Annotated in this window: 17 protein-coding genes; 3 read left to right on the top strand and 14 right to left on the bottom strand. The window is 63.6% G+C overall.

Features of this window, described 5'->3' with window-relative positions:
- Positions 1–69: 69 nt before the first annotated feature.
- Positions 70–795 carry a phosphate signaling complex protein PhoU gene (gene phoU / locus AU465_RS17525; RefSeq protein ID WP_192250223.1) on the bottom strand — a complete coding sequence of 242 codons (726 nt, stop codon included), beginning with the start codon at positions 793–795 and terminating at the stop codon, positions 70–72.
- Positions 796–903: 108 nt separating this feature from the next.
- Complete coding sequence (locus tag AU465_RS17520) at positions 904–2169, bottom strand: ATP-binding protein (protein WP_192250220.1); 1266 nt, start codon at positions 2167–2169, stop codon at positions 904–906.
- A gap of 183 nt (positions 2170–2352) precedes the next feature.
- Here AU465_RS17520 and ppk2 point away from each other — a divergent pair, with 183 nt between their 5' ends.
- Positions 2353–3258: a polyphosphate kinase 2 gene (gene ppk2, locus AU465_RS17515; RefSeq protein ID WP_192250217.1), complete on the top strand. Its 906-nt coding sequence runs from the start codon at positions 2353–2355 to the stop codon at positions 3256–3258.
- A 67-nt stretch (positions 3259–3325) separates the two neighbouring features.
- Here ppk2 and AU465_RS17510 read toward each other — a convergent pair whose 3' ends face one another.
- The 3 genes from AU465_RS17510 to AU465_RS17500 form a co-directional block, all read right to left on the bottom strand.
- A complete protein-coding gene (locus tag AU465_RS17510) occupies positions 3326–4072 on the bottom strand; it encodes an enoyl-CoA hydratase-related protein (protein ID WP_192250214.1) in 747 nt (248 codons plus the stop codon).
- Between the two features lie 11 nt (positions 4073–4083).
- Positions 4084–4722, bottom strand: coding sequence for an acyl-homoserine-lactone synthase (locus AU465_RS17505; RefSeq protein WP_192250211.1), 639 nt, complete (start codon positions 4720–4722; stop codon positions 4084–4086).
- A gap of 275 nt (positions 4723–4997) precedes the next feature.
- Complete coding sequence (locus tag AU465_RS17500) at positions 4998–5729, bottom strand: helix-turn-helix transcriptional regulator (protein WP_192250208.1); 732 nt, start codon at positions 5727–5729, stop codon at positions 4998–5000.
- 247 nt (positions 5730–5976) lie between these two features.
- Between AU465_RS17500 and AU465_RS17495 the strand changes: the two genes are divergently transcribed.
- Complete coding sequence (locus tag AU465_RS17495) at positions 5977–6828, top strand: ABC transporter substrate-binding protein (RefSeq protein WP_376774862.1); 852 nt, start codon at positions 5977–5979, stop codon at positions 6826–6828.
- A 227-nt stretch (positions 6829–7055) separates the two neighbouring features.
- On the opposite strand, the gene AU465_RS17490 is transcribed toward AU465_RS17495, so the two are convergent.
- The gene (locus AU465_RS17490; RefSeq protein ID WP_192250202.1) at positions 7056–7469 is read right to left on the bottom strand and encodes a tellurite resistance TerB family protein; all 414 of its coding nucleotides are present in this window, start codon (positions 7467–7469) and stop codon (positions 7056–7058) included.
- 228 nt (positions 7470–7697) lie between these two features.
- On the opposite strand from AU465_RS17490, the gene AU465_RS17485 reads away from it, so the two are divergent.
- Positions 7698–9347: a lysine--tRNA ligase gene (locus AU465_RS17485; protein WP_192250199.1), complete on the top strand. Its 1650-nt coding sequence runs from the start codon at positions 7698–7700 to the stop codon at positions 9345–9347.
- On the opposite strand, the gene AU465_RS17480 is transcribed toward AU465_RS17485, so the two are convergent.
- The 8 genes from AU465_RS17480 to AU465_RS17445 form a co-directional block, all read right to left on the bottom strand.
- The gene (locus AU465_RS17480; RefSeq protein WP_312891274.1) at positions 9310–10197 is read right to left on the bottom strand and encodes a thermonuclease family protein; all 888 of its coding nucleotides are present in this window, start codon (positions 10195–10197) and stop codon (positions 9310–9312) included. The two genes, AU465_RS17485 and AU465_RS17480, sit on opposite strands and share 38 nt — an antisense overlap.
- A 10-nt stretch (positions 10198–10207) precedes the next feature.
- The gene (locus AU465_RS17475) at positions 10208–10849 is read right to left on the bottom strand and encodes a S24 family peptidase (RefSeq protein WP_192250196.1); all 642 of its coding nucleotides are present in this window, start codon (positions 10847–10849) and stop codon (positions 10208–10210) included.
- Between the two features lie 276 nt (positions 10850–11125).
- On the bottom strand, positions 11126–12046 hold the full coding sequence (locus AU465_RS36615) for a sterol desaturase family protein (RefSeq protein ID WP_192250193.1): 921 nt from the start codon (positions 12044–12046) through the stop codon (positions 11126–11128).
- A 257-nt stretch (positions 12047–12303) separates the two neighbouring features.
- Entirely contained in the window at positions 12304–14523 is a 2220-nt protein-coding gene (locus tag AU465_RS17465; RefSeq protein ID WP_192250190.1) for a 3-hydroxyacyl-CoA dehydrogenase NAD-binding domain-containing protein, read from the bottom strand.
- A gap of 14 nt (positions 14524–14537) precedes the next feature.
- Positions 14538–15746 carry an acetyl-CoA C-acetyltransferase gene (locus AU465_RS17460; protein ID WP_192250187.1) on the bottom strand — a complete coding sequence of 403 codons (1209 nt, stop codon included), beginning with the start codon at positions 15744–15746 and terminating at the stop codon, positions 14538–14540.
- Between the two features lie 33 nt (positions 15747–15779).
- A complete protein-coding gene (locus AU465_RS17455; protein WP_192250183.1) occupies positions 15780–16949 on the bottom strand; it encodes an acyl-CoA dehydrogenase family protein in 1170 nt (389 codons plus the stop codon).
- 117 nt (positions 16950–17066) lie between these two features.
- Complete coding sequence (locus AU465_RS17450) at positions 17067–18863, bottom strand: acyl-CoA dehydrogenase (protein ID WP_192250179.1); 1797 nt, start codon at positions 18861–18863, stop codon at positions 17067–17069.
- Between the two features lie 233 nt (positions 18864–19096).
- Positions 19097–19558: a MerR family transcriptional regulator gene (locus tag AU465_RS17445; RefSeq protein WP_192250348.1), complete on the bottom strand. Its 462-nt coding sequence runs from the start codon at positions 19556–19558 to the stop codon at positions 19097–19099.
- Positions 19559–19675: the final 117 nt, after the last annotated feature.

Genomic DNA, 19675 nt, shown 5'->3' with positions numbered 1-19675 from the left:
CACCTGGAGGAGCTTAGCCTAAATCAGAAAGCCGTTCGAGAGGCCGCCGTTCACTTAGCCGATATCGGGTCATTTGGCCGATACCGGGCCAGGAAACACCACTTGGTCGGTCTTGTCGCCCTTCGGCCGGTCGGCCGGCATCTGGTCGCCGGTGACGATGTAATAGATGGTTTCGGCGATGTTGGTGGCGTGGTCGCCGATCCGCTCAATGTTCTTGGCGCAGAAGAGCAGATGTGTGCAGGGCGTGATGTTGCGCGGATCTTCCATCATATAGGTCAAGAGCTCGCGAAACAGCGAGGTGTACATGGCGTCGATCTGGTCGTCGCGGTCGCGCACGAAGCCGATCTTCTCGACCGAGCGCGAGGCATAGACGTCGAGCACTTCCTTAAGCTGCGTCAGCGCCAGATTGGCCAGCGCCTCGAGACCGCGGAAGAGACTGCTCGGCTGGCGGCCGTCGATAACCGCCGCGACGCGCTTGGCGACGTTCTTGCCGAGATCGCCGACGCGCTCGATGTCGGCCGAGATGCGGATGGCGCCGACGATCTCGCGCAGGTCCGTCGCCATCGGCTGGCGCCTGGCGATGATGACGATCGCCTTGTCGTCGATCTCGCGCTGCCCCTCGTCGAGGACAAGATCGTCCTGGATGACCTTCTGTGCCAGGCCCGGATCAGCGTTCACGAGGGCCGCCACCGCCTGCTCGACCATACGCTCGGCATGCCCGCCCATGGCGGCGATCCGCTTCGACAGGAATTTCAGTTCTTCGTCATAGGCACTCATTATGTGGACGGATTGCATGGATATGCCTTCCCGGTTTCTGCCGGCTGGTGCGTTCCCTCAATCTGTCGCTGATACGCGAACCGGATGACAGAAAGACGAAATTGCCGGTTGGCAACCAGTACAGGATCAGCTAGCCGGCAAATGAACCGTGAACGCCGCGCCCTTGCCGACTTCCGACTTGATCGACAGCCTTGCATTATGACGAGTCAATATATGCTTGACGATGGAAAGGCCAAGGCCGGTGCCTTTCTGGGTCCGGCTGTTTTCGACATCGACGCGGTAGAAGCGCTCCGTGATGCGGGGAATGTGTTCCTCGGCTATGCCGGGGCCATAGTCTCTTATGGTGACGTCGATGCCCGCTTCCTGGCCATCCTCGCTGCCTGCGATGGATACGGTGACGCGCCCGCCTGACTGCCCGTACTTACAGGCATTCTCCAGCAGATTCTCGAAAACCTGGAAGAGCTCGTCGCGGTCGCCGGGCACGGAAAGCGGGCCATCGATGAAGTCCCGCTCGATGACGACGCCGTTCTCGCTGGCCAGCGGCTCGAGGGAATCGATGACGCTATCGATGGTCTGGCGAAGATCGACCTCGGTTCCCGGCCGCAGATAGGGTTTCATCTCCAGCCGCGACAGCGACAACAGGTCGTCGATCAGGCGCGCCATGCGGCCCGTCTGGTTCTGCATGATCTGCAGAAACTGGTCGCGCGCCGCAGGATCGCCGCGCGCCGGGCCGCGCAACGTCTCGATGAAGCCGGCGATCGAGGCGAGCGGGGTGCGCAGCTCGTGGCTGGCATTGGCGATGAAGTCGGCGCGCATGCGGTCGATGCGGCGCGCCTCGCTCTGATCCTTGAACACCAGCACGTAGAGATCGGTGGCATGGCCGACCGAGGACGCGCTCACCCGGTATGTGCGCTCGACCGGCAGCTTTTCCGTGTAGTCGACGACATCGGACGCCACGGCTCCCGAGACGATGCCGTCAAGCAAGGCCTGCATTTCCGGCGCGCGGAATTTGAGCGACAGCGACATGCCGGGCGCCAGTCCGCCGAAGGCGGCAAAGGCGGCCGCGTTGGCGTGGACGATTGCTGCTGTCCGGTCGAAGATGATCAGCGGATCGGCAACGGCGGCGGCGAGATATTCGCCGGACAGCCGCTGCAGACCGCCGGCCTCGATCGCCGCCGCGTCGTCGGCGGACTGCCGCTCGACGTCGGCGGGCAGCATTGCGGCTGCGACCAGCAACGCCAGGCCCAGCAGCGGCACATAGATCGAAAAGCCGCCGAAAGCGTAGACGGCGAGGACCGCGGCGACGGCCGCGGCCAGCAACCACCGACTGCGCCGCAGCCGGGCCACGGCTGCTTGCGTTGCGCCTTTCTGGTCCGCGCCCTTATCGACCATGCGCTGCCCCGTATCTCCGCGGTGAAATTCACCCGACCGGACCGGCGCATGACCCCACAAAAATCGGAATCGATTTTCTGGAATGTTCATGCGCAAAATCAAAGTGCTACGGCGCGTCCAGACGGACGCAACGCCTTAGAGGCTCCCATAGCACGAGTCCGTAAGCTGGAAAGGTTCGTCTCGATGAAAAAAGCCAAGGAAGAAGCCGAAACGGCGCCTGCCGCAGGACCGATCAAGATCAGGATCGGCGGCAAGGAACGCGAGTTCGACATCGACAACCCGGTGCTTCCGGACTGGATCGAGGACAACAAGCTGGCCGCCGGCGGCTATCCTTATAACAAGAAGATGAAGGGTGAAGAGTACGACAAGGAGCTCGAGCGGCTGCAGATCGAGCTGGTCAAGGCACAGGCCTGGCTGCAGGCGACCGGCAAGCGGGTGATGGCGCTGTTCGAGGGGCGCGACGCGGCCGGCAAGGGCGGCACGATCTTCGTGCTGCGGCAGTACATGAACCCGCGCACGGCGCGCAACGTGGCGCTGACCAAGCCGACGCCGACTGAGCATGGGCAATGGTACTATCAGCGCTATGTCGACCATTTCCCGACCTCGGGCGAGTTCGTCACCTTCGACCGCTCCTGGTACAACCGCGCCGGCGTCGAGCCGGTCATGGGTTTCTGCACGCCGGAGCAGCACGAGAAATTCCTCGACGAGACGCCGCATTTCGAGCGCATGATCTGCAACGAGGGTATCCACTTCTTCAAATTCTGGCTGAACATCGGCCGCGAGACGCAGCTCGAACGGTTCCACGACCGCCGCTGGTCGCCGTTGAGGAACTGGAAGTTCTCGCCGATCGACATCGCCGGCATCAACAAATGGGACGACTACACCAAGGCGCGGGATCTGATGGTCGAGCGCACCCACAAGGAGTTCGCGCCCTGGATCATCGTGCGCGCCAACGACAAGCGCCGCGCGCGGCTCGCCGTGATGCAGCGGATCCTGTTGTCGCTGCCCTATGACGGGCGCGATCTCGACGCCATCGGCAAACAGGACAAGAAGATCATCGGCGAAGGGCCCTCGTTCCTGGAGACATAGTATTTCCGGAAACCGACGTTACAGCGCCGCGCGCCCAACAAGGCGCGCGGCGCTGAGACTTTCAGGTTCAAGCGGCCAAGCGGGCGATCCGCTGCAGCCGCTTCAGCGTGGCGTCGTCCTGAAGCGCCTGCTGGAACAGCGATATCTCATGGTCGATGCGGTCGCACAGAACGTCCGTATCGCCCTTGAGCAGACCACGTGTCTGCAGCAGCGCGGCAACCGGCTTCTTGGCGAGCTGCCTTGCCCGCGCCAAGGCTGTCTCCTCGGCGCTGCCTTCCACGATCTCGCCGACCAGGCCGAGCGCCTTGGCGTCGTCGACGCCCAGCGTGTCACCGAGGCAGAAGAAGCGGAAGGCGCCGGCATAGCCGAGCTTCTGTGGTGCCAGGATGCTGGTCGCGGCGTCCGGCACCAGACCGAAATCGACGAACGGCACCCTGAAGGTGCTCCCTCTGGAAGCGATCACCATGTCGCAGTGGAACAGGATGGTGCAGCCGACGCCGACGGCATCCCCGTCCACGCAGGCAAGGACCGGCTTGGGGAAGGTCGCAAGCATGCGGAACATATCGGTGACAGCGGCGATCAGCTGCTGGTGCTTGGTGGCGTCGAGGAACTCCGAGAAGTCGCCGCCGAGGCAGAAGCAGCCGGCGAGGCCGCGCAGCACGATCACGCGGACGTCGTCATTGACGGCGGCCTCGTGGAAGGTTCTGGCGAGGCTCGCATAGGCGTGCCTGTCCAGCACAGGCCGGCCGTCATGCGAGGACACCGTGACGACCAGCGTGTGGCCGCGCAGTTCCGGTTCGGGATGGAAGCTCATGACCACCTCCATCACGAAGCCTGCCTCAGACCGAGCTGACCGGGATAACCCCGGTTAAGCACCGGCAGGAAGTGATTGCGGCGCTGGCGCACCACATTCAGCGTGTGCTCGGTAAAGGTGAGCAGCGTCGCCACGACCTGCTGGTTGCCATAGGTGCGCTGGTAACCGAGCGGCGTCGCCAGGAAGTGCAGCTGCAGCGCCCGCAGCACCCACATCGGTTCGAACTCGATGATGACCTGGTTGACGTTGCGCTTGAGGCCCCATTCGACGAAACCGGCAATCAGCTCGGTGCCGACCGTCGAGACGCCGCGCTTGCCGTCACGGAAGCCCGGCGCCACCGCATAGCGGGTCAGCTCCCAGACATGCGGCCCCGAGGGAGGCGTCCCCTCGTAAAGGTCCGTCAGCACATCGGTCAGAAGGTGCGCCCGCGTCGTCGGCAGCATGCGCTGATAGCCGGCGAGCTCGCCGTTGCGGATGACGAGATGATGTTCGGCCTCCTCATGATCGAACTGATCGATCTCGAGGCCGTCCGGGCGTTCGAGATCGGTCCACCCCATCTCCTCGACGAAGATCTTGTAGCGCAGACGATGAACCGCTTCCCAGAGGTCGGGGCGCTCCATCAATTCTTGGGTGGTGAGGGAAAAAAGCATTAGCCGTCTCCTGGGCTTAAGAGGAAGATACGGCCGGGCTTTCCCGAAAATATTACGCGATCGCGTAGGCAAGAATTTCTAGGCCAGCACGGCCGACCTCGCTAATATAGCGACGCCTAATCGGCTCCGCGACTGCTGCACATGGTTGGCAACGCCCAGTTTGCTTTTGGCGTTAAGAAAGCATTAGCCGTCTCGAATGCCTAAGAAGATAAGGCGGATTTTCCGAAAATTTGCACGATCGCGTGGGCAAGAATTTCTAGGTCGGCACGCCCGACCTAGCTAATATAGCCGCGTCTAATCGCTTCCGCGACAGCTTGCACCCGATTGGCGGCGCCCAGTTTGCTCTTGGCGTTAAGAAGGTGTTTCTCGGAGGTGTGCTCCGAGATGCCGAGAATCTGCGAAATCTCCCACTCGGATTTGCCGACAGCCGCCCATTGCAGGCATTCGCGCTCGCGCGGCGTCAACTCAATGTGATCGACGACCTTGCCGGCCATCGTGTGGAGCTGCATGGCGCGGCCGATGGCGTAGGTGGATACCAACGAGACCATTCCGAATTCGACGTCCGACAGTTCGACGGACTCGCCGCCCAGCGAGACCATGACGATCTGGCCGTCGAGCGTGACCAGCGGAAAGGCGAGGCCGTCGCGCAGCTTGAACTCGCGGGCATCGCCCATGACCTCGTCGCTGCTCTTGTCGATGACGATGGCCTGCGAGGCCTCGCGCCACTGGAACGGGGCCTGCAATTGCTTCATGTGGCTGACGACCGGATCATGGTCGACATAATTGCGCGCCACGTAGCGCTCCAGCCACTCGCCCGGCCAGTCGCAGAGCAGCACATGGTCCTTCTGCCGGCCGCGCGGCGTGCCGGGTTGCGGCACGGTTCCGGCCATCAGCGCCGTCAGCCCGAAATTCGAGGTGACGCCAAGCAGGCGCTCGCACACCGCCGCAGCAGTGTTGGCGTGCTGCAATTGATCTATGTATTCCAGAGTTCTATCGAACATGCTCATCGCAACATCTACCCCATGTTGCTTCTGCTTTGATCACCGATGGTAGATGCCCGAACCACCATTCGCCATCAACCCCCGCATCGCAAGCTTCTTCGTGACGCCGGTGACCTCCCCCGTTGCCGGCGCGCGCTACCACTTGCAGATGTGCTAAACCATACGCCTAATTCGCCCGTTTGGAATCAAAAACCGTTGTCCCTGCGCCATTTTCATACGAAAAGCCTAGAACATGACTGGGCGGAGCCTTATCGTGACTTTCCGGTGGATATTTCTGGCCCTGCTGTCGGCGCTGATCGGGGCGTTGCTGCTTGCCGGCGCGACTCAGGCCGCGGAGCCGCAGGTTCCGGTGCTGTGGGATGCCAAGGAGCGGCTGCCGAAGCCCGATCTTTCCGCGCTGCCGAGGTTGAGGTTCCTCACCACCACCGATTTTCCGCCTTTCAACTTCCTCGACGGCTCAGGCCGGCTGTCGGGTTTCCACATCGACCTGGCGCGGGCGATCTGCGCCGAACTCGGCATCGTCGAGAAATGCCAGATCCAGGCGCTGCCCTGGAACGAGCTCGACGACGCGCTGCAGAAAGGCGAAGGCGAGGCGATCATCGCCGGCATCGCGGCGACGCCGGAAAGCCGCGAGAAATACGCCTTCTCGCGTTCCTACCTGCAGTTCCCGGCGCGCTTCATCATGCCGAAGGCCAAGGCCTTCACCGAGCCGATCCTCGACAAGCTGCGCAGCAAAAGGGTGGGCGTCATCGCCGGCTCGGCGCATGAGAAGATGCTGCGCGATTATTTCAGCACGGTGCAGGTCGTGCCCTTCGACAAGCCCGAGGACCTCTACGCCGACCTCAAGGCCGGCAAGATCGATGTCGCCTTCGGCGACGGCATGCGTTTTGCCTTCTGGCTCGGCGGCTCGGATGCCGCCAGCTGCTGCCGCTTCGCCGGCGGCCCGTATCTGGCGCCCGAATATCTGGGCTCGGGCATGGCGATCGCGACCAGGGCGCGCGACCCGGCGCTGGCGGCCGCCTTCGACTACGCGCTGCAGGAAATCTCGATCAAGGGCACGTTCGCCGAGTTCTACCTACGCTACTTCCCGGTGAGTTTCTTCTGATACCGAAGCGACAGGCCAAGGCTTGTCGGGCTTCAGGTCAGGCCGAGCCGAAAATGGTGGATTCCGAGAACCGGAGCGGAGCGTACTTAACGTACGTGAGCACCGGCCTGCGCCGGCCGTAGCCTTAATTTAACTGCCACGCCACTTATGAGTGCTTCGGCCGGCGAAGGCCGGAAGCGCAGGAAGCCGCCATTCGCAGGCCGGCATCACCTGAATATCGACAAAGCCTAGGTCAGCGTGCGCAGGCGCGCCTTCGCCGCGCGGGCGATCGCGGCGACGGTCAGCGTGTCGAGATCGAGCTTGAGGCGGATGAGCTGCAGCACCCGCACCTCCTCCATGCGCATTTCGAGATCGACGGCCGCAACCTCGAAAGCAGCGGCATAGGCGGTGTCGCGCAACCGCTCCGGCAGCGCCGCCGCGACATGCGCAAGGACGCCTTCCAGCCCGTCCTTGTCATGCAGCGCCTTCTGGCACTCCTGCGACACCGCAACCAGCCTGTTCTGGTTGAAATCGACGAACACCGGCCAGGAGCGGACGACGTCCCCGATCCGCGCCAGCTCGACATCGGTCATGTCGCGATCGGAGGCCGACGTGATGACCATCAGGTAGATCAGGGCTTCGTGCGGCGTCAGTGAAGGCATTCAAAACTCCTTGAAACTGCATGTCGTCTTCGCAAAAAACTGCTGCATACTTTTTGGCGACATGCACCGAAGTTGGCGCCCAACGTAAGAGCGTCATTGTGGCGCCGCAAGGAAAACCGCCGCAAATCGTTGACGCTCCGGCCAGTCGCGCCTAGAGACCGGGTGAAAAATCTTCGCCTGCCGCCAAGCCGACACATGACTTGGCCGGCACATGCCCTGGAAAGTGACATGACGGGATCAAACATCATCGATCTCAATCCCGAGATGCTTGCGGCGGCAGCCGAAAGCAAGGCATGGCCGTTCGAGGAAGCCAAGAAGATCATTGCCCGCTACAAGGACAAGGATTTTCCCGAGACCGTCCTGTTCGAGACCGGCTATGGCCCGTCCGGCCTGCCGCATATCGGCACCTTCGGCGAGGTGGCGCGCACCACGATGGTGCGGCACGCCTTCCGGGTGCTGACCGGGGACAAGGTCAAGACGAAGCTGCTGTGCTTTTCCGACGACATGGACGGCATGCGCAAGATTCCGGACAACGTGCCGGATCGCGCGGCACTCGAGCCCTATCTGCACAAGCCACTAACGGCGGTGCCCAATCCCTTCGACGGCGACTATGCGAGCTTTGCCGACCACAACAACGCGATGCTCTGCCGCTTCCTCGACACGTTCGGCTTCGACTACGAGTTCGCCAGCGCGACCCAGTACTATAAGTCGGGCCGCTTCGACGAAGTGCTGCTGCGCGCCGCCGAGCGCTACGACGAGATCATGGCGGTGATGCTGCCGACCCTCGGCGAGGAGCGCCAGGCGACCTACAGTCCGTTCCTGCCGATCTCGCCGAAGAGCGGCCGCGTGCTCTACGTGCCGATGAAGCATGTCGACGCCAAGGCCGGCACCATCACCTTCGACGACGAAGGCACCGAGACCACGCTGCCCGTCACCGGCGGCAAGGTGAAGCTGCAGTGGAAGCCGGATTTCGGAATGCGCTGGGCAGCGCTCGGCGTCGATTTCGAGATGTTCGGCAAGGACCACCAGACCAATGCGGCGATCTACGACCGCATCTGCAACATCCTTGGCGGCCGCGCGCCGGAGCATTTCGTCTACGAGCTGTTCCTCGACGAGAACGGCCAGAAGATCTCGAAGTCGAAGGGCAATGGCCTCACCATCGACGAGTGGCTGACCTATGCACCGACCGAGAGCCTCGGCCTCTACATGTACCAGCGGCCGCGGCAGGCCAAGAAGCTTTATTTCGACGTCATCCCGAAGGCGGTCGACGAATACTACGCTTTCCTCTCAGCCTATCTCCGGCAGGACTTGAAGGAGCGGCTCGGCAACCCGGTCTGGCACATGCATGACGGCAATCCGCCGGCGATCGACCTGCCGGTGCCGTTCGCGCTGCTGCTCAATCTGGTCAGCGCTTCCAACGCGCATGACAAGGCGGTGCTGTGGGGCTTCATCTCGCGTCATGCGCCGGGCGTGACGCCGAAGACGCATCCCGAGCTCGACCGGCTGACCGGCTATGCGATCCGCTATTTCGACGATTTCGTGAAGCCCACCAAGGTCTATCGCGCCGCCGACGAGGTGGAGCGCGAGGCGCTGGCGAAGCTCTCGGAAGCGCTCGGCTCTTTGCATCAAGGCGCCGACGGCGAGGCGATCCAGAACGCGGCGCTCAACGTTGCGCGGCGGATCGAGCGCTACCAGGACCATTCCAAGCAGAGCCCGGAAGGCGGCCCCGGCGTGTCGGTCGCCTTCTTCCAAATGATCTACCAGGTGCTGATCGGGCAGGAACGCGGGCCGCGCTTCGGCTCCTTCGCGGCGCTCTACGGCATCACGGAGACGCGCGCGCTCATTGAGCGGGCGCTGGCTGGTCAGCTGGCGGCCTGAGCACGCCATCGACCTCTTCGAGGATTGAGCTCGGTGCGGCAGGCGCCGGGCGAGAGGCTGCCGGAACCGGCGGCAGGCCGGAAACGTCCGGCGCCGGCCCGAAGATACCCTTCTTCGCCGTGCGCGCCTTGGAGCCCGCCTCGACATAGGGGCCGCCCCGCGCGGCGCGCGCCCAGCCGTTTTCCACCAGCCACTCACCGATATCCTTGTTGCCGACGCGGCATTCGGCCGAGATGGTGTCGCGACTGCCCTCCGGCGGCACCGTGCAGACCACGGTGCGCCCGCGCAGGAAGGCGCGGAACGCCGTCCTGGCGCGCGCGCCGCAAGCCCAGGATTTGCCTTCGTCGCTGCAGGTTTCGTCCGCTTTGACGACGTCGATGCCGGTGATGGCAACCGCGTAGCCTTTCGCCTCGATGAAGCCGGCGGCGGTGGCTACCGGCTGGAACAGCTTGGTGCCGTTCCAGTCGTCGGGCATTTTCAGTTTGGGCGGCTTAAGCGGGCCGGCCAGCGCCAGATCGCTGAGCGGCGCGCGCGGTTCGACCCGTTCCAGTAGTTCCTCGGAAAGCTCGGGCGGCGCCACCACTTCGGGATCGATCGCCCGCGAATGAGCCGCCGGCCTCGGTGGCTGAGGAGCAGCCGGCTCCAGAATGGCGGAGGTCGCCGGCTCCGCAGTCGTCGGTTCCTGAGGCGCCGCGCCGGCGTCTTGCCCCGGAATCATATCGGCGGTGGGGTCGATCTGGTCGACCGTGACGACGCTTTCGCTGCCTTTCAGCGAGCGGCCTCCGGCGATAACCAGCGCCGCCATCGCCGGAACCGCGAGAAGCGCGAGGGCAAGATAGAGAACCCGCACCAGCCCGGACCTACTGGCTTGCCCAGACGATCCGCGCCACCCATTCGACATCACGCATCGGGATGTCGCGGTCCGGGTGAGCGGGATTGAGCGAGACCAGCACGATCGACTTCGCGGTCTGTCGATCGAGCACCTTGGCCATCACCTCGCCTTCAGTGGTCTTGACGACGACGCGGTCGCCCTTGCGCGTCGGCGCGCCCGGCTCGACGATCAGCACGTCGCCGTTGCGGTAGAGCGGCAGCATGGAATCGCCCTGGACCTTCAGCGCATAGGAGGTTTCCGCCGCCCGCGTCGGAAGTTCGACCAGATCCCAGCCCTGTCCCGAGGGATAGCCGGCATCGTCGAAGAAGCCGCCGGCGCCGGCCTGGGCAAAGCCAAGCAGCGGCACGGCTATGCGCGGCTGCGGCGCGGCAGGGCCGCCGCGACCTTCGACCAGCACGGTGAATTCTTGCAGCGAGGCGCCGGTGGCCTCGATGATCTTGGCCAGCGATTCGGTCGAGGGCCAGCGTGGCCGGCCGTCGGAAGACAGGCGCTTGGACTTGTTGAAGGCGGTCGAATCGAGGCCCGCGCGCCTGGCGAGACCGGAAGCCGACAGCGAATAGCGCTCGGCAAGAGCGTCGATTGCGGCCCATACGCGATCGTGCGAGAGCAAGTCCGCTCTCCTTCGAAACAGGAAAAAATGCCTCAGCGCTGTCTAGCGCGCGGCCATCCGATTGTCCATCGGCGCGAACCGCAGATTGAAGAGAAAGTCGTCCACTCCCGCAGGATTGATCAGGCTCGATCCTCTCGGCCCGGCGTCGGCCGGTTGACCATGGCGGCAGAACGACTTTCTGCTCCGGTCCGGCCTCGATAGCGGGCCATACGCGAACGTGCCAGAATGGGCCGGCGGCCTGGCTCGCCTTCGCGCCGACCAATGGCGTTTTCCGTGTCAGTCGGCGTTGGTGTCGAGAGTGCCGAGCTCGGCCAGGCCGGTGTCTTGCCCCAGCCCGCCGATCGAGGTGCGCAGCACTTTCAGCCGCTGCCTCCCCAGCCGCGCCCATTCCAGCAACGGCCATAACGTCAGCCGCACGACGTCGTTGGACGGTACCCCGTCCGCTCCCATGGCGACACCGCACGACCCCGGTACACGATAGGTGCCGAATATCCAGTCGAAGAACGGGAACACGTTAGCGAGGTTTTTGCCGTACGCCGCCGGCTCATTGGCATGGTGCCAGCGATGGAAGCGCGGCGAGGCGATGAGCATCCGCAGCGGGCCATGGCCCCAATCGACATCGACATGGACATAGACGTTGTGGAGCACGAGGATCACCGCGCCAATGCCCATGGCATCGGCGGGCAGTCCAAGCCAGGTCAGCAGGATTGTGTATGAACCCCACATTACCAGCATTTCGAGCGCGTGGACACGGTACGTCGTCAACCCGTTGACCACCGGATCGGAATGGTGGATCGCATGCACCGGCCAAAGCCATTTCATGTGCATGACGCGATGGTTCCAATAGTTGGCGAAGTCGTGCGCCAGTATGGCGAGCAGACCGAGCATCCAGACTGGCAGACCAGCCCAGACCGTGCTCGGCACACTCGGAATGCCGAGCAGGTCGTAAAGTGCCTTGAGCCGTTCCGACAGCAGCCAGACTGCGGGGACGAGCACGATGTTGATGTGGAAAATGGCCAGCGTCGCCGCGGCGCTTTCGACGGCGCGACGCGACCAGGAAAGCAGCCAACCCTTGCGAGCGATATCGATTGCCAGGAGCAGGAGCAGGAACGAAAAGACGCACTGCTTGTCAGGATCGCTCCCCTGGCCGCGCCAGACCTCGAAAAGGCCGGTGATGAAATCGACGATGTTGCCCACGCCCCTGCCCCTAAGCCACGCCGGAGAGCGGGCGCGACCGATTTGCGAGCCCAGCCCGGCATTTTTGGATTAGCTGGATTTGCTTAAGGTCGGCTGAACGCGGGCTTGCGCATTGAATCTTGTCGTCCGGCGACATGCTTTAAGTTCTTGATTTCAAGCATGTTCCCGAAACCGGTCCCACTTTCGGGAGACATGCTTTAGGGCCACGGCGAGCCGCCGCGGCCATCATGCGCGCCTACACGTACATGGCTGGTGCGTTAGGCTGCCTTCCTGACCTCGCCCTTCTGGTAAGGGTCGAAGCGCTGGTAGAAGGTCTCGCCCTTCTCGGCCATGTCGAGCAAAAGCTTGGGCGCCCTGAACTCGGCACCGTATTTTTTCTGCAGGCCCTTGGCGATCTTGACGAAGCGCTTGGCGCCGATGCCGTCGATGTAGGAGAGCGCGCCGCCGGTGAAGGGGGCGAAGCCGAAGGCGAGGATCGAGCCGACATCCGCCTCGCGCGGATCGGTGACGATCCCTTCTTCCATCACGCGAACCGCCTCAAGCGCGATGGTGACCAGCAGGCGCTCCTTCAACTCCTCATAGTCGACCTTCTCCGGCTTGAGCTGCGGATAGAGATCATTGAGGCCCGGCCAAAGCTTCTTCTTCGCCGGCTTGGCGGGATAGTCATAGAAGCCCTTGCCGTTCTTGCGGCCGAAGCGGCCATGCGTGTCGACCATGGTGTTGATCAGCGCCATCTGCTTCGGATCGACGGCCTTCTCGCCGAGATCCTTGATGGTCTGCTTCATGATCTTCTGGGCAAGATCGATCGCCGTCTCGTCGGTCAGCGCCAGCGGTCCGACCGGCATGCCGGCGGCCTTGGCGGCGTTCTCGATCATCGCCGCCGGCACGCCTTCGATCAGCATCTTGTAGGCTTCCGACATATAGCGGAGCACGCAGCGATTGACGTAGAAGCCGCGCGTGTCGTTGACCACGATCGGCGTCTTCTTGATGGCGCGCACGAAGTCGATCGCGACTGCCAGCGTCTTGTCGCCGGTCTTCTTGCCGAGGATGATCTCGACCAGCATCATCTTGTCGACCGGCGAGAAGAAGTGGATGCCGACAAAATTCTTCGGCCGCGCCGAGTTCTTCGCCAGCGACGTGATCGGGATGGTCGAGGTGTTGGAGGCAAAGATCGCCGAGGACTTCAGCACCGCCTCCGCTTGCTCGGTGGCGAGCTTCTTGACCGCCGAATCCTCGAAGACGGCCTCGACGACGAGGTCGCAGCCGGCGAGGTCGGCATAGTCGGCCGTCGGCGTGATCAGCGACAAGAGCTTGTCCTTCTCGTCGGGCTTGGCGCGGCCCTTCTTCACCTGGTCCGCCATCAGGCCGTCGGAATGCGCCTTGCCCTTCTCGGCCGATTCCATGTCGCGGTCGAGCAGCACCACCGGAATGCCGGCCTTGGCCGTGACATAGGCAATGCCCGCGCCCATGAAGCCGGCGCCGAGGATGCCGATTTTCTTGAACCTGGTGTCCGGCACGCCGGCCGGGCGGCGCGCGCCCTTGTTCAGTTCCTGCAGCGACACGAACAGCGAACGGATCATCGCCGCCGCTTCCTTGGTCTGCATGATTTCGGTGAAGTAGCGCTGCTCGATCCTGAGCGCCGTGTCGAAGGGCACCAACAGGCCTTCATAGACGCATTTCAGGATCGCGGCAGCGGCCGGATAATTGCCATAGGTCTCGCGGCGCAGGATGGCGATGGCCGGCGGCCAGAGATTGGCGCCAGCCGCCGAATAGATCGGGCCGCCGGGCAGCTTGAAGCCCTTCTCGTCCCAGGGCGCCACTGGCTTCAGGCCGTTCCTGATCATCGCCTTGGCGGTCTCGACAAGCTTCTTCGGTTCGGCGATGTCGTGGATCAGGCCCATCGACTTCGCTTTCTGCGGCGTGAGATTCTGGCCGGTGGTCAGCATCTGCAGCGCCTGCTGCTGGTCGGTCAGCCGCGGCACGCGCTGGGTACCGCCGGCGCCCGGGAAGATGCCGATCTTCACCTCGGGAAGCGCCATCCTCACCTTGTCGGAATCGGCAGCGACGCGGCCGTGGCAGGCGAGCGACATCTCGAAGGCGCCGCCCATGCAGGTGCCGTTGATCGCCGACACCCACGGCTTTCCGCACGTCTCGATCTTGCGGAACAGGCCGGTCATATAGCCGGCATTGTCGAACAGTGCCTTGGTCGCCCTTTCGAGGTCCTTCTCCTTTTCCGCGGCGAAGGTGGCGAGCATCTTCTGCAGCATGGTGATGTCGGCGCCGCCGGAGAAACTGTCCTTGCCGGACGTGATGACTGCGCCCTTGATGGCGGCGTCGCCGGTCACATGATCGACGATGGCATTGAGCTCGCGCATCGCCTCTTCGGTGAAGACGTTCATCGAGCGTCCGGGCATGTCCCAGGTGATGAGCACGATGCCGTCGGCGTCGATGTCGAGGGTGAAATTGGTGTAGCTCATCTTTTCTCTCCCCGTCAGACGCGTTCGATGATGGTGGCGGTGCCCATGCCGGCGCCGATGCAGAGCGTGACCAGCGCGGTGTTCAGGTCGCGGCGCTCCAGCTCGTCCAGCACCGTGCCCAGGATCATCGCGCCGGTAGCGCCGAGCGGATGTCCCATGGCGATCGCCCCGCCGTTGACGTTGATCCGGTCGTGCGGGATGTCGAAGGCCTGCATATAGCGCAGCACCACCGAGGCGAAGGCCTCGTTGAGCTCGAACAGGTCGATGTCCGACAGCTTCATCTTGGCGCGCTTCAAAAGCTTCTCGGTGACGTCGACCGGGCCGGTCAGCATCAGCACCGGCTCGGAGCCGATATTGGCAAAGGCGCGGATGCGCGCGCGTGGCTTGAGGCCCATCGCCTTGCCGGCCTTCTTCGAACCGAGCAGCACAGCCGCGGCGCCGTCGACAATGCCGGAGGAGTTGCCGGCATGGTGGACGTGGTTGACCTCCTCGACTTCCGGATGCTTCTGCACGGCGACGGCATCGAAGCCACCCATCTCGCCGGGCATGACGAAGGACGGGTTGAGCGAGGCCAGCGACTGCATATCGGTCGAGGGCCGCATGTGCTCGTCATGGTCGAGGATGGTGAGGCCGTTCTGGTCCTTAATCGGGATCACCGAATTCTTGAAGCGGCCCTCGCCCCAGGCCTTGGCGGCACGCTTCTGGCTCTCGACCGCGTAGGCATCGACGTCGTCGCGGCTGAAGCCGTATTTCGTGGCGATTAGGTCGGCCGAGATGCCTTGCGGCACGAACCAGCCGGGCAGGCCGACGGACGGATCCATGAACCATGAACCGCCGGACATGCCCATGCCGACGCGCGACATAGATTCGACGCCTCCGGCAATGACGATCTCGTCCGCGCCTTGAGCGATCTTGGCGGCGCCGAAATTGATGGCGTCGAGACCAGAGGCGCAGAAGCGCGAGATCTGCATGCCCGGTGCCTTGGTGTCATAGCCGGCCTCGAAGGCGGCGGCGCGCGGAATGACCGAGCCCGCCTCGCCGACCGGGTCGACACAGCCGAAGATGATGTCATCGACATTGCCGGTGTCGAGCCCGTTGCGGTCGCGCAGCGCCTCAAGGGTCCTGGCGGCGAGCCGCACCGCCGGCACCTCATGCAGCGAGCCATCCTTCTTGCCCCTGCCGCGCGGCGTGCGCACGGCGTCATAGACGTAAGCTTCGGCCATTTTTCTGCTCCTTGGGTTTGCCGGTCGCGGCGCTCAGAGAGAGCGCCCGATCAGCAATTTCATGATCTCGTTGGTGCCGCCATAGATGCGCTGGACGCGAGCGTCGCGGTACATGCGGGCGATCGGATATTCATTCATGTAGCCATAGCCGCCATGCAGTTGAAGGCATTCGTCGACGACTTTGCCCTGCAGGTCGGACAGCCAGTATTTGGCCATCGAGGCTGTGACCGGGTCGAGGCCGCCAGCGATATGGCGGGCAACGCAGTCGTTGTAGAAGACGCGGCCGATGGTCGCCTCGGTCTTCAGCTCGGCCAGCTTGAACTGGGTGTTTTGGAAATCGATGATCGCCTTGCCGAAGGCCTTGCGCTCCTTGACATAGTCGATGGTGATCGCCAGCGCCCGCTCGATCATGGCGATCGCGCCGGTGCCGATCTGCAGCCGCTCCTGCGGCAACTGCTGCATCAGCTGGACGAAGCCCTTGCCTTCCTCGTGGCCGAGCAGGTTCGAGGTCGGCACGCGCACGTCGTTGAAAAACAGCTCGGACGTGTCGTTGGCCTTCAGCCCTATCTTGTCGAGGTTGCGGCCGCGCTCGAAGCCCTCGACCTCGTCGGTCTCGACGACGATCAGCGAGGTGCCCTTGGCGCCCTTGTCCGGATCGGTCTTGGTGACGACGATGATCAGGTTGGCAAGCTGGCCGTTGGTGATAAAGGTCTTGGAGCCGCTGATCTTGTAGTGGTTGCCGTCCTTCTCGGCGCGTGTCTTGACGCCCTGCAGGTCGGAGCCAGCGCCAGGCTCGGTCATGGCGATGGCGCCGATCAACTCGCCGGTCGCCAGCTTCGGCAGCCACTTCTGTTTCTGCTCCTCGGAGCTGTAATGCAGGATGTAAGGGGCGACGATCGAATTGTGCAGGCCGATGCCGAAGCCGTCGACGCCGACATGGCCGATCGCCTCGATGATGGCGCTCTCATGCGCGAAGGTGCCGCCGGAGCCGCCGTATTTTTCCGGCATCGAGGCGCAGAGCAGTCCGGCAGCGCCCGCCTTCAGCCAGCTCTCGCGGTCGAACATCTCGTTCTTCTCGAACTCAACGTAGCGCGGCGCGATCTCCTCCGACATGAAGCGCTGCGCCATGTCGTAGAGCATGCCAACTTCGTCCGCCGCCCAGGCGGGTTTTGGAAGACCAAGGACGTCGGCTGGGTTGGTCATGCACTTCTCCTCACAAGGCACGTCGCCAGAAACGAGGTCGGCGCGCTGCCGCGGGCGACCTCTCCCGGCCCTTCAGGACACCCTACCCCTCGAGGGGGAGGGTGACGCCGAGCATTTCTAGAACGCTTCCGCCGGCAGCGCCATTAGCGCGTCCGCGCCACTGGAAATGCGGGCGAGCCGCGTCGCCGTCTCCGGCATGATACGCTCCATGTAGAAGCGCGCGGTCACCAGCTTGTTGTCGTAAAACGGCGCGGCGCCATTGGCGCCTTCGGCGAGCTTGATTTGGGCGGCCTTGGCCATCTGGCCCCACATGTAGCCAAGCGCCACCAGGCCGAAGAGATGCATATAGTCGGTCGAGGCAGCACCGGCATTGTCTGGCTTGGCCATGCCGTTCTGCACCAGCCACATGGTCGCCGCCTGCAGGTCGTTGAGGCCCTTCTTCAGCGCCTTGGTGAAGGGCGCCATCTTCTCGTCGGCGCGGTTTTCCTCGCAGAACTCGCCGACTTCCTTGAAAAAGGCCTGCACGGCGCGGCCGCCATTCTGCGCCAGCTTGCGGCCGACGAGGTCGAGCGCCTGGATGCCGTTGGCGCCCTCATAGATCATGGCGATGCGGGCATCGCGCACGAATTGGCTCATGCCATGCTCTTCGATATAGCCGTGGCCGCCGAACACCTGCTGCGCCATCACCGCGTGGTCGAAGCCCTTGTCGGTGAGCACGCCCTTGACTACCGGCGTCATCAGGCCGGTGTAGTCGTCGGCCGCCTGGCGATCCTTGTCATCACTGGCTCGATGCGCGACGTCGGACTTCATCGCCGTCCACAGTGCCAGCGCGCGGCCGCCCTCGTTGAACGCCCTCATGGTCATCAGCGAGCGGCGGATATCGGGATGGACGATGATCGGGTCGGCCTTCTTGTCCGGCGCCTTGACGCCCGACAGCGAACGGCCCTGGAGGCGATCCTTGGCGTAGGAGACCGCGTTCTGGTAGGCGATCTCCGAGACCGAAAGCCCTTGCAGCCCGACGCCAAGGCGGGCCTCGTTCATCATCGTGAACATGGCCTTCAGGCCGCCGTTCAACTCGCCGAGCAAAGTGCCCTCGGCCTCGTCGTAATTCATGACGCAGGTCGAGTTGCCGTGGATGCCCATCTTCTCCTCGATCGAGCCGCAGGAGAGCGCGTTGCGCTCGCCGACATTGCCCGAGCCGTCGAGCTTGAACTTCGGCACGATGAACAGCGAGATGCCCTTCACGCCTTCCGGCGCGCCCTCGACGCGGGCCAGCACCAGATGGACGATGTTGCCCGACATGTCGTGCTCGCCGGCGGATATGAATATCTTCTGGCCGGAGATCTTGTAGGAGCCGTCGCCGTTCGGCACCGCCTTGGTGCGCAGCAGGCCGAGGTCCGTGCCGCAATGCGGCTCGGTGAGGTTCATGGTGCCGGTCCAGGCACCCTCGATCAGCCTGGGCAGCCAGGTGGCCTTCTGCTCGTCCGTGCCATGGCTGACGATTGCCGCGATCGCGCCTTGCGTCAGGCCGGGATACATCATCAGCGCCATGTTGGCGGAGACCATGTATTCGGAGACCGCGGTGTGGACCGTGTAGGGCAGGCCTTGGCCGCCGAACTCGGCGGGCGCGGCCAGCCCCATCCAGCCGCCTTCGCGATACTGGTCGAAGGCATCCCTGAAGCCCTTGGGCGTGGTCACCGATCCGTCGTCATGGCGCACGCAGCCTTCCATGTCGCCGACGCGGTTCAGCGGATGCATAACGTTTTCGGCAAGCTTGGCGCCTTCGGCGAGGATCGCCTCGACGACGTCGGGCGTGGCGTCCGAGAAGCCTGGAAGATTAGAATAGCGCTGATAGCCAAGCACGTCGTTGAGCACGAACAGCGTGTCCTGGACGGGCGCCCTGTAGATCGTCATGCCTTCCTCCACCCTTGCGGTCCTGGCCAGCCAGCAAGTTCCCGATCCAGGTCCGGATGGGAGGCCGAGCCAATGTCGATGCCCCGATAGCAAATATTGACGTTTGCGTAAACGTCAACTTCGTCGCAGCCAAAAAATTTTTGGTGAGCGCGGAATGGAAGGCAACAAAAAGCCGCGCGGCCATGGCCGCGCGGCTTTTTCTATCTTGGGCTCGCCTTAAGCGCGAGAGGCAATCAGCCGGCGGCGCTTGCCTGCGGCGCGGCCCGCTCGGTCAGCATATGGCGAACGACCGTCATCGAATTGCTCAGCTCATTGATGGCGTCTTCGATCAGCGCCCGCTGCTTCTGCAGGCGGGCAAGCTGCTTCTCCGACTTGTCGAGCGCCAGCCGCAACTGCTTGGTATTGGAGCCGGTCGGATCGTAGAGATCCATCATCTGCTTGACGTCGCGCAGCGAGAACCCGACCTTGCGGCCGAGCAGGATCAGCTTGAGCCGGGCCTTGTCGCGGCGCGTGTAGAGACGGGTCGAGCCGTCGCGCTTGGGATTGAGCAGGCCCTTGTCCTCATAGAAACGCAGCGTGCGCAAGGTCACGCCGTATTTCTTGGCCATCTCGCCGATGCGGACGAATTCTTCGCCGGCCTCGGCCGGTATGTCATTGCTATTGGCCGCGGCTTCGCCGGGCGAAACAAGTTTCATGGTCACTGGCTTTCCCCTAATGGCGTCGCGGTCACGGACCAAGCGTCGCCTGAGTGGAAGCGGGGGCGTGCTTCCAATCGTGGTTTCGACAAATCAATCGCAAGAGGCACGGCTTCG

It is taken from the genome of Mesorhizobium silamurunense (genome assembly GCF_014843905.1).
Taxonomy (GTDB): Bacteria; Pseudomonadota; Alphaproteobacteria; order Rhizobiales; family Rhizobiaceae; genus Mesorhizobium; species Mesorhizobium silamurunense.
The sequence above is the reverse complement of the archived record's forward strand: the minus strand, read 5'-3'. Positions and strand labels throughout refer to the sequence as shown.